This window comes from Rathayibacter rhapontici (assembly GCF_001995175.1).
GTDB lineage: Bacteria > Actinomycetota > Actinomycetes > Actinomycetales > Microbacteriaceae > Rathayibacter.
In genome coordinates this window covers 1-9,914 of record NZ_MUKN01000088.1, presented here as the reverse complement: position 1 = coordinate 9,914, position 9,914 = coordinate 1, and the positions used below count along the sequence as shown (strand labels likewise).

Below are 9,914 nucleotides of genomic sequence, written 5' to 3'. Positions count from 1 at the left end.
CGGGGCGACCGTCGGCATCGCGGTGGGTGCCGCAGTGGGCTCCGCCGTCGGTGCGACGGTCGGCTCGCCCGTCGGCACCGGCGTCGGCTCCGGCGAGACCGCCGTGCCGAAGACCGACTCCGCCGAGCCGAGCGACGCCAGCACGGTCTCGCCGTTCGCGTCGTCGACCGCGTCGTTGTCCGTGACCACGAAGACCTCGCCGGAGCCCGTGATGCCGAGCCCCTCGAGCTTCTCCTGGGTCCAGCCGTCGCCCGCCTCGAGTGCCGGCAGCACGTCGGCGGCGAGCGTCTTCTCGAGCATCGGGAGCTCCTCGCCGACCGCGGCGCCCGGGCCCGTGGGGAGCGGGACCGTGGAGACGGCCTTGAGCGACGCATCCGGACCGTTGCGCTTGTCGCGCTCGATCACGGCGAGCGTGCCCGCCGGGGTCAGCGTGATCTCGGAGAGGCCGTTCCAGTCGCCCTCAGCTCCGGAGGGAGCCTCGAGCGGGTAGCCGAAGAAGCTCCAGGTGCCGGCGGCGACGTCGTAGCGGCCGAGGCGCACCACTCCTGCCGCGTCGATCGAGGCCTCGCGCTGCAGCGCGGTCCAGACGATCTCGCCCTCGGCGCCCGTCTCGATCGTGACGCCCTCGAAGCCCTGCGAGCCGAGCGCGTCGGCGACCTCGGCGGGGAGCGCGATGCGCTCGAGCACCGCGGCGGAGTCGTCGAGGCGCAGCAGGGCGTTCTCGGGTCCGGTCGCGCCCTCGGTCACGGCCCAGAAGCCGCCGTCGGCGCGCGCCGCGATGCCCTCGAGGTCGAGTGCGGCCGGCTCACCGCCTTCGGTGACGGTCGTCGTCGCGTCCAGCACCGCGGGGGTGACGGAGGTGTCGATCGAGTGGATCGTGCTCGGGGCGTAGGCGCTGTCGCTCACCGCGTAGAGGCGGTCGGCGTCGGCCGGATCGGTCGAGAGGCCAGAGAGGGCGCCCCAGGGCAGCGGCGATCCGTCGACGTCGGCCGAGACGAGCGTCGGGAACGCGGGGGCGGAGGCGCCGAGCGCGTAGAGCTGCACCGTGGCGCGCAGAGCGGCTTCGGCGTCGTCGGTCTCGCTCGAGACGACGAGCAGGTCGCGCTCGGGCAGGGCGAGCAGCCCCTCCGGACCGGGCGTGGACGGCAGCGCCTGCACGAGGCGCGGCGCGGTGGGGTCCGAGACGTCGTAGACCGCGACGAAGTTGGCGCGCTCAGCGCCGACGAAGACGTAGGGCACGCCGTCGAAGGTCGCCGAGAGCAGGCCCTCGGGCTCGGAGCCCTTCGCGTCGGAGCGCTTGTCGGGGTAGAGGCCGAGGCTCACGGCGAGGTGGTCGAAGGTGTTCCCCGCGTCCCACTGCACCGCTCCGGTGGCCGCGTCGAGGATCGACCAGCCGCGCGTGCCGCCCTTCCAGTCGCCCTCGTTCGCGATCGCGACGTGCGCGTCGCCGACCCAGCCGATGGCGTCCGGCTCGCGCGGGACGTCGGTGATCGAGCCGGTGAGCGAGATCGTGTCGTCGTCGAGCGTGTCGATGCCGTCGACCGAGACGGTGCCAGCGGAGTACGAGGTGAGGACCTCGCGCGAGGCCAGGTCGACGATCGCGACGGCGTTGTTCTCCTGCAGAGTCACGGCGACGGCCGTGTCGGAGGGGTTGATCGAGACGTACTCGGGCTCGGGGTCCTCGGGGGTGTCGAGGCCCGCGAGTCCGGTGAGCGAGACGTGCTCGGCGACCCAGGTGGAGGGGTCTCCGGCCAGGTCCATGACCACGAGCTCGCCTTCGGGCGCCTGCGGCAGGTCGCCCTCCTCGGCGCCCTCGGGGGTGAACTCCTCGTCGCGCTGGTTCTCGATCGCGATGACCGCGGTGTCGCCGGCGGTGGTGACGTCGATGGAGTCGGGCTGTCCGCCGAGCTCGATCGTCGCGACGGGCGCGAGGTCGGCGGCGTGCAGCACGCTCACGTGGCCGGACGGGTTCGCGAAGTCGCCGTCGCTCGTGTCCACGACCGCGAGGACGTACTCGCCGGTCGCGTACACCGAGGTCGGCTCGCCGCCGACACCGACGCCGCCGAGCGGCTCCGGCGACTCGGGGTCGCTGATGTCGAGGACGTCGATGCGCTGGCCCGCAGAGTCGGTCGAGTAGACGAGGCGGCCGTCGGGCGACGCGCTCGAGATCTCGGCGACGGCGGAGTCGACGGCCGGGTCGGCCGCGTTGAGGTACGCGGGCACGGTGGCGATGCGCGTGAAGAAGGAGTCGCCGCTCGCTGCGGCGGGCAGGGCGGCTCCGAGCGTGCAGCTCGCGAGGGTGAGGACGATCGCGGCGCCGGCGGCGCGACGGGGGGCATGAGGACGGGGCACGGGTCTCCTGAGCGGGTTCGAAGGGAACCCGTCCACGCTGGTCGGCCCGGGTGAACGCGCGGTCGCCGCGACGTGAACGCGCGGTGCCTGCGCGGGGGAGGGTGGGGTCTCGATGCGCCGCTGCGCGGCTACTCGACCAGCGGAACTCAGGCTGGGCGCGGGGATCCGGGCGAGCGTGGGCGGATCAGTCGGTTGAGCCTTACTCGTGAGGCGAGGGCGCGCTCCTCTCCTGCTGATCGAGTAGCCCGCGGAGCGGGCGTATCGAGATCCCCGTGATCCAGAAGGGCGGGTCTCGATACGCCGCTGCGCGGCTACTCGACCAGCGGGGGTGCCGCCAGACCCGCGGCCGCCGTCCCCCAGGCCGCCAGCGCCTCCCGCACGCGCTCGTCGCTCGCCAGCCCCAGAGCCTCCGCGTACGCGCCCTCGAGCACGTCGTCGATCCGCACCCGAGAGCCCGTCTCGGAGGAGCGCACCGCCGCCTCCACCATGGCCAGGCTCCGCACGTTCGCGTGCACCTCGCCCGACGGCGTGCGCCCGCTGCGCAGCGCGGAGACGAACTCGGCGAGCGAGCCGCGGATCTCCTCCGGCACCGGCTCGAGCACTCCGGTCCGCACCTCCGACGACTCGCGCGCCTGCACCTCCGGCGCCCCGTCCCCGTCCCAGCGGGCCGTGCCGCCCGCGCCGTTCACGCGCCAGCTGCCGTTCCAGGACGTCTCGAACCCGTCGGCGCACCAGCTGCCCGTGTAGGTGAAGCGCACCCCTCCGGCGAACTCGAACACCGCGGTCGCCGCCGCGCCGTCGGCGTACCAGCTCCACTCCGGGTTGTACTCCTCGCAGTACACCGACACCGGGTCGCGGTCGAGCACGTACCGCGCCGCGTCGAACGCGTGGATCGCCATGTCGACGAGCAGCACGTGCGGCATCTCCTCGCGGAACCCGCCGAAGTGCGGTGCCTTCGCGAACTCGACGGAGGCGCTGCCGAGGGTCCCGAGCCCGGCGACCTGCTCGCGGAACGCGGCGATCGCGGCGTAGTAGCGGCGCGACTGGCTGGTCATCAGCAGCAGTCCGGAGGCCTCGGCCGTCGCGGCGAGCACCAGCGCCTCGGCGACCGTCGGCGCGATCGGCTTCTCGCAGAGCACCGGCAGCCCGGCGAACAGCGCCTCGGTGCTCACCGGCAGGTGCGCGCGCGGCACGGTCACGTTGACCACGGCCTCGGCGCCCGAGCGCGCGGCGACCTCGGCGACGGAGGTGCCGATCGCGACCGGCGCGACCCCCTCCTCCGCCGCGGCCCGCTCGGCCAGATCGGTGTCGAGGTCGACGAGGCCGACCAGCTCGACGTCGGCCGAGTCGCGCAGTGCGTGCAGCCAGGCGCGCCCCATCGCTCCCGCGCCGACTTGGACGATGCGCACGGGAGCGCTCATCGGACGAGCGCGCCCTCGTAGTCGTGACCGTTGTGGAAGTCCTCGGTCTCGTACCGCTGCAGCACCGGCAGGGTGCGCTCGGGGCGGAGGGTGCGCGCCCACTCCACTCCGTTCGCGATCACACGCCGCACGTCGGGGTGGTGGTAGACGGGGTAGTCCTGGTCGCCGGGCGAGAAGAAGAACACCTTGCCGTGCCCCCGCTTCCAGGTCATCCCCGAGCGGAACACCTCGCCGCCCGAGAACGTCGAGAGGAAGATCAGCTCGTCGGGCGCGGGCACGTCGAAGAACTCCCCGTACATCTCCTGCTGCGGGATCACGAACGGGTGGGGCACTCCCTGGGCGATCGGATGCGTGGGGTCGACGGTCCAGACCAGCTCGCGGTCCTGCTCCGATCGCCAGCGCAGGGTGCAGGTGGTGCCCATGAGCTTCCCGAAGATCTTCGACCAGTGGCCGGAGTGGAGCACCACCAGTCCCATGCCCGAGAGCACGTGGCGGTGCACGCGCTCGACGACCTCGTCGGCGACCTCGCCGTGCGCGGCGTGCCCCCACCAGACGAGCACGTCGGTGGCCGCGAGGACGTCCTCGGTGAGTCCGTGCTCGGGCTCGTCGAGGGTCGTGGTCGAGACCTGCGCGCGGTCGCCGAGGTTCTCGGAGACGCCCGCGGCGATCGTCGTGTGCATGCCGTCCGGGTAGATCGCGCGCACCTCCTCCTCGATCTGCTCGTGGCGGTTCTCGCCCCAGACGAGGACGCGGACGGGGGAGGAGGGAGTGATCACGGGCGGGTCCTTCGCTGGTCGGCACTGACGGGTCGCGGAAGGGGGTTAACCGCTTTACCGCTTCGTCCAGGATGATGGACGTCACCGCCGATCGTCAACCGCGAGGGGCGTCGATCGGAGGAGCACCATGGCGACCATGCGCGACGTGGCCGACCGCGCCGGCGTCTCGATCGCGACGGTCTCGTTCGTGGTCAACGACTCCAAGCCGGTGAGCGCGGCGACCCGGCAGCGCGTCGTCGACGCGATGGCCGAGCTCGACTACCGCCCCCACGCCCTCGCCCGGGCCCTCGCCCGCCGCCGCTCGATGATCCTCGCGGTCGTGTTCCCGCTGGTGCGCCCGCGCCTGCTCAACACGGCCACGCTCTTCTTCGCGGGAGCGGCCGAGGCGGCGGCCGAGCGCGGCTACTCGATCGTGCTCTGGCCCTCGCTCGACTCCTCCGAGCGCCTCGCCGGCCTCCGCGCCGACGGTCTCGTCGACGGCGTCGTGCTGATGGAGGTGGCCCTCGACGACGACCGGGTCGACGTGCTGCGCGACTCCGGAACGCCCTTCGCGCTCATCGGGCGAACGCGCGACCCCTCCGCTCTCGACTGGGTCGACATCGACATCGAGGGCATGGTCGAGGAATCGCTCGCGCGCCTGTCGTCGCTCGGTCACGAGCGCATCGCCCTGGTGCTCGGCGGTCCAGAGCGCGTCGAGGGCTTCGGAGCGAACGCTCGCGCCCGCGAGACGTTCCGCCGCGTGTCGGGGGAGCGGGGTCTCTCCGGAGTGCTGCTCGAGGCCGAGGAGTCGGCTCGCGGCGGACGCGCGCTCGCCGCGGAGCTCGGCGACGCGACGGCGGTGCTCGTGTTCGACGGAGGGATCGCCCTCGGCCTCGCGCACGAGCTGCGGCACCGCGGAGTGAGCGTGCCGGAGGACGTGTCGATCGTGCTGCTCGCCTCGACCCCCGACGTCGCCGACTTCGGCGATCCCGAGCTCGACGTGCTCGTCTCACCCGCGCACGAACTCGGGCGGAGGGGAGTGGAGGCGCTGCTCGCACGGCTCGAGGACCCGGCGGCACCGCTCGTGCAGGAGCGCATCGGCGGGGAGTGGCGGACCGGCGGATCGGTCGCGCCGGCTCGACGCCCGGGCGGGGCGGACCGGTCGGCGATCGACCGCGGGTAGGTCTCGCGCGCTGTCCGGTGTCGGTCTCGGCTCGCGGAATCGCATTCGGCTCGCAGGATCCACCGGTCCGGACGAGCCGAACCGGTTCTCGCGAGCCGGAGGTACTGCCGAGGGCCCGTCAGGAGGCCGTCACGGCACGATCGAGTCGATGTACCCGCCGTCGACCCGCACCGCCGCGCCCGTGGTCGCCGAGGCGAGCGGCGACGCGAGGTAGACGACCATGTTGGCGATCTCCTCCGGCTCGATCAGCCGCTGCAGAAGCGAGTTCGGCCGGTGCAGCCGCATGAACTCGCGCTGCGCCTCGTCCCAGGGGAGCGACGCGTCGACCAGCTCGTGCACGAAGTCCTCGACCCCGCCCGTGTGCGTCGGGCCCGCGAGCACGCTGTTCACCGTGACTCCGGTGCCTGCCGCGGCCTTCGCGAAGCCCCGCGAGACTCCGAGCAGCGCCGTCTTCGACACCCCGTAGTGGATCATCTCGGCCGGCGTCGCGACGGCGGAGTCGCTGCCGATGTACTGCACGCGCCCCCAGCCCCGCTCGATCATGCCGGGCAGGTAGGCGCGGGTCAGGCGCACGCCGGTCAGAACGTTGACCTCGAAGTAGCGGCGCCACTCGTCGTCGCTGATCGTGAGCGGATCGGCGCTGCCGAAGATCCCGAGGTTGTTGACGAGGACGTCGACGGTCGGGACGGCCTCGAGCAGGGCGGCGCTGCCCTCGTCGGTCGCGAGGTCGGCGGCGACTCCGCGGACGGACGCCTCCGGGACCTCCTGCAGCACCTCCGCGACCGCCGCGTCGATCGAGCGCTGCGAGCGGGCGTTGACGACGACCTCCGCCCCGGCTCGTGCGAGCCCGACGGCGATCGCGAGCCCGATGCCCTGCCCGGATCCCGTGACCAGTGCCGTCTTCCCGGTGAGATCGATCGCGATCATGCTGCTCCGTTCTGCGGCGCGCGCTGTGCGGGCCGTGCACTCGATGGTGCCGGGCGCGCGGGGCGGAGGGAAGGCCTCACCCTTGCGCCCTTCCGCGCCCCGCGCGTACCGTACCGACGTACCTCGTCGCGAGCCGCGACGTCGGTGCGGCCACCTCACCGGCCGACCGGACGGCTCGCGGACACGGGGGCTCCCCGCACGGAAGACGGTCCTTTGCGCATCAGCACCGGTACTGCGTCCACGACGCAGACGCTGACCTCGCACTGACGACCCCCGTGCCCGCCCGCTGAGGGCGCGGCTCCCGCACGCCGGGAGCCCGGTGGTCGTCGCGCGCCGACACACCACCACTGGGAGCACCGTGCCCTCCATCACCACACCCTCCGTCGTCCTCACCGACTGCTCGTTCGCCTGGCCCGACGGCGATGTCGTCCTCGATCGGGTCAGCACCGCGTTCGGCCGCGGCCGCACCGGGCTCGTCGGAGCCAACGGCGCCGGCAAGTCCACGCTCGTCCGGCTCGTCACCGGCGACCTCGCCCCGACGCGCGGCACGGTCTCGACGACGGGGCCGGTCGACCTGCTGCCGCAGCGGCTCCGGCGCGGACCGGACGACACCGTCGCCGATCTGCTCGGGATCCGCCGGAAGCTCGATGCCCTGCACGCGATCCTTGCGGGCGACGCCGATCCGCGGCACTTCGAAGTCCTCGACGACGACTGGGACCTCGACGCCCGGGCGGCCGCCGCGCTCGGGGAGGCAGGGCTTCCGGAAGACCTGCGCCGACCCGTCGCGACCCTCTCGGGCGGCAGGCGGTCCTCACCGCGGTAACCGGCGTGCGCCTTCGAGCCCGCCCGATCGCCGTGCTCGACGAGCCCACCAACGACCTCGACCGCCGGTCGCGCGGCCTGCTGCTCGACCTCGTCGACCGGTGGCGCGGCACGCTGATCGTGGTCAGCCACGACCGCGAGCTGCTCGAGCACGTCGACGAGATCGCCGAGCTGCGGGGCGGCGCGATCCGCACCTCCGGAGGCACCTTCTCGGACTTCGAGGAGCGTCTCGCCCTCGAGCGCGCGGCGGCCGAGCGGGATCTGCGCGACGCCGACCAGGTGCTCCGCGCCGAGAAGCGGCAGCGGATCGAGGCCGAGACGATGATCGCGCGGCGGGCGAAGGCGGGCGCCCGATCGGCGGAGTCGATGCCGAAGATCCTCGCGAACGCCCGGAAGAACCGGGCCGAGGGCACCGCCGGGCGCCTCCGCTCCGGTCACGGCGAGGCGGAGGCGCGCGCCCGCGAGCAGGTCGACGCCGCGTCGCGCGCGGTGCGGGACGACGACGCGGTCCGCATCGAGCTGCCGGATCCGGGGGTGCCGGCGGGGCGGCGGCTGGCCGAGATCACGGTGCGGGGGCGCACGACGGTGCTGCAGGGGAGCGAGCGGATCGCCGTGGTCGGCGCGAACGGCACGGGCAAGACGACGCTGCTCGAGCAGCTCGTGCGGGCGGAGGCGCGACCGCATCCGATCGCCGAGACGCACGCCACCGCGCTCACCGACCGCGTCGGCCGGCTGCCGCAGCGCCGGGAGGGGCTGCTCGACGACGACCGCACGGTGCTCGAGCACGTCGCGCGCGCGGCGCCCGCCGTGCCGGCCGGCGAGCTGCGCAACGCCCTGGCGCGGCTGCTCCTCCGGGGCGCGATCGTCGACCGGACGGCGGCGACGCTGTCGGGCGGCGAGAGGTTCCGCGCGGCCCTCGCCGGACTCGTGCTCGCGCAGCCGGCTCCGCAGCTGCTCGTGCTCGACGAGCCGACGAACGACCTCGACCTGGCGACGACCGACCACCTCGTCGACGTGCTCGCCGCCTGGCGCGGCGGGTTGGTCGTGGTCAGCCACGACGAGGCGTTCCTGGAGCGGCTGGGGCTCGATGCGCGGGTGGTGCTGGACGCGCCGGCGGGGCACGTCAGCCGCGGCGACTCCGGATGATCAGCACGGCGACGGCGGCCAGCGCGCCGAGGAGGCCGACCGCGACGAGGGCGACTCCGACGGCCGCGGTCGCCGACACCGCGAGCGTCGGGGATCCTTCGAGGCCGAGGTCCTCGAAGCGGTTGTACTCGGCGGCCGACCACACGGTCGCGCCGGCGAGGACGAGGATGCCGAGGACGAAGACGGCGGCGCCGACGAGAGCCGCGCGACCCGCCCGGGTCATCGAGGGTTCCGCGGGTCGGTCATCGCGGCACCGGGACGACGGGGCCGAGGAACCCGCCGGGCTCGTCGAGCGCCGCTTCGCGGTACTCGGCCGGCAGCGTGTGGCGCTCGGTGCCGTGCTCGGTCACGTCGAAGACCCCGTCCTCGATCGTGCCGACGAGGAAGGCGGAGTGGAGGAGGGTGCCGTCGGGCGCGCGTCGGGGAGCACGCGGTGCCGAGCCTTCGTGGCGGAGGCCGTCGCTTCCGACGACCACGAAGCCGCCGGGCGCCTCCACGAGGACGTCGGGGTCGATCCCGGTCGTCTCGATGCCGTCGACGCAGGGCTCGTCGGGGCCGTCGAACCCCGGGTCGACGTCGAACGCGCAGAACTCCATCGAGCCGTCGGGAGCGACGTGCAGATCGCCGTACGCACCCACCCGCTCGGGCTCCGGAGCAGTCGTGCACGCCGCCAGGCCGCCCAGGACTGCGAGCACGGCGACGGCGCGCAGCACCCGCCTCACGACGCCACCGCCAGCGTGCACCGGTAGCGCGGGCGGTCGGGCCAGCGCGGGTCGGCGGGGGCGGGCGCCTCCGTGAATCCGAGGCGCCGGTAGAAGCCGATCGCGTCGTCGTCGGTCTGGGCGATGATCGCGGCTCCCGGATGCGTCCGCTGCAGCTCGCGGAGGAGGGCCGACCCCCGCCCGCGCACCATCGAGGCGAGGTACTCGATCTCGAGGCCTTCCTCGACGGATCGAGCAGCGGCGAACGCGTCCAGCCGGCCGTCCTCGACGGCTCCGATCACGGTCAGCGCCGGCAGCTCCTCGTCCCGGATGCGCGCGAGCTCCTCCTCCGGCAGCTCGGCGGCCAGCCGCAGCAGCTCGAGGAACGGCGGCGACGCGAGGTCGGCGGGGGCGAGGTCGCGGATCGGCACGCCTCCGATCCTGACCGATCGGGGCTCGAGAGGGAACGCCGGGCGCTCGTCGACGGTGGTCGGCGACGCCGTCCGACCCCCGCATCCCCGGTGCCGAGTGGGCGCGAAGCGGGCGCTGGGGCGCGTGCGGGCCCCGTTCCGGGTCGAGTCGGGGGTGTCGCGCTGGGTCGAGTGGG

Annotated in this window: 10 protein-coding genes; 3 read left to right on the top strand and 7 right to left on the bottom strand. The window is 73.8% G+C overall.

The genetic code is table 11. The features are described 5' to 3' along the window. From B0T42_RS18015 to B0T42_RS18005, 3 genes are all read right to left on the bottom strand, one after another. Positions 1 to 2,352, bottom strand: a 2,352-nt coding sequence (locus B0T42_RS18015; protein WP_077224374.1) for an esterase-like activity of phytase family protein, incomplete at its 3' end; no start/stop codon positions are given. A gap of 311 nt (positions 2,353 to 2,663) precedes the next feature. Beyond that, complete coding sequence (locus tag B0T42_RS18010; RefSeq protein ID WP_236720397.1) at positions 2,664 to 3,761, bottom strand: Gfo/Idh/MocA family protein; 1,098 nt, start codon at positions 3,759 to 3,761, stop codon at positions 2,664 to 2,666. 8 nt (positions 3,762 to 3,769) lie between these two features. After that, positions 3,770 to 4,549 (bottom strand): ThuA domain-containing protein, encoded by a 780-nt coding sequence (locus tag B0T42_RS18005; RefSeq protein WP_446737395.1) that lies wholly within the window; start codon positions 4,547 to 4,549, stop codon positions 3,770 to 3,772. A 127-nt stretch (positions 4,550 to 4,676) separates the two neighbouring features. Here B0T42_RS18005 and B0T42_RS18000 point away from each other — a divergent pair, with 127 nt between their 5' ends. Continuing rightward, on the top strand, positions 4,677 to 5,711 hold the full coding sequence (locus B0T42_RS18000; RefSeq protein WP_077224372.1) for a LacI family DNA-binding transcriptional regulator: 1,035 nt from the start codon (positions 4,677 to 4,679) through the stop codon (positions 5,709 to 5,711). Between the two features lie 129 nt (positions 5,712 to 5,840). Here B0T42_RS18000 and B0T42_RS17995 read toward each other — a convergent pair whose 3' ends face one another. Further along, the gene (locus tag B0T42_RS17995) at positions 5,841 to 6,635 is read right to left on the bottom strand and encodes an SDR family NAD(P)-dependent oxidoreductase (protein WP_077224376.1); all 795 of its coding nucleotides are present in this window, start codon (positions 6,633 to 6,635) and stop codon (positions 5,841 to 5,843) included. A gap of 361 nt (positions 6,636 to 6,996) precedes the next feature. Here B0T42_RS17995 and B0T42_RS22480 point away from each other — a divergent pair, with 361 nt between their 5' ends. Further along, on the top strand, positions 6,997 to 7,461 hold the full coding sequence (locus tag B0T42_RS22480; protein WP_173892358.1) for an ATP-binding cassette domain-containing protein: 465 nt from the start codon (positions 6,997 to 6,999) through the stop codon (positions 7,459 to 7,461). A 5-nt stretch (positions 7,462 to 7,466) separates the two neighbouring features. Next, positions 7,467 to 8,606: an ATP-binding cassette domain-containing protein gene (locus B0T42_RS17990; protein ID WP_173892357.1), complete on the top strand. Its 1,140-nt coding sequence runs from the start codon at positions 7,467 to 7,469 to the stop codon at positions 8,604 to 8,606. On the opposite strand, the gene B0T42_RS17985 is transcribed toward B0T42_RS17990, so the two are convergent. The 3 genes from B0T42_RS17985 to B0T42_RS17975 form a co-directional block, all read right to left on the bottom strand. After that, positions 8,584 to 8,829, bottom strand: a complete 246-nt coding sequence (locus tag B0T42_RS17985; RefSeq protein ID WP_077224371.1) for a hypothetical protein — start codon at positions 8,827 to 8,829, stop codon at positions 8,584 to 8,586. The two genes, B0T42_RS17990 and B0T42_RS17985, sit on opposite strands and share 23 nt — an antisense overlap. 19 nt (positions 8,830 to 8,848) lie before the next feature. Beyond that, the gene (locus B0T42_RS17980; protein WP_139344576.1) at positions 8,849 to 9,328 is read right to left on the bottom strand and encodes a hypothetical protein; all 480 of its coding nucleotides are present in this window, start codon (positions 9,326 to 9,328) and stop codon (positions 8,849 to 8,851) included. Then, positions 9,325 to 9,914 (bottom strand): GNAT family N-acetyltransferase (locus tag B0T42_RS17975; protein ID WP_236720396.1); only part of this gene is annotated, 590 nt, incomplete at its 5' end. The genes B0T42_RS17975 and B0T42_RS17980, both read right to left, overlap by 4 nt.

Bases quoted from the DNA above. Each gene is read 5' to 3' on its own strand.
- B0T42_RS17985 (WP_077224371.1), bottom strand. From the start codon at position 8,829: ATGACCCGGGCGGGTCGCGCGGCTCTCGTCGGCGCCGCCGTCTTCGTC.
- B0T42_RS18000 (WP_077224372.1), top strand. From the start codon at position 4,677: ATGGCGACCATGCGCGACGTGGCCGACCGCGCCGGCGTCTCGATCGCG.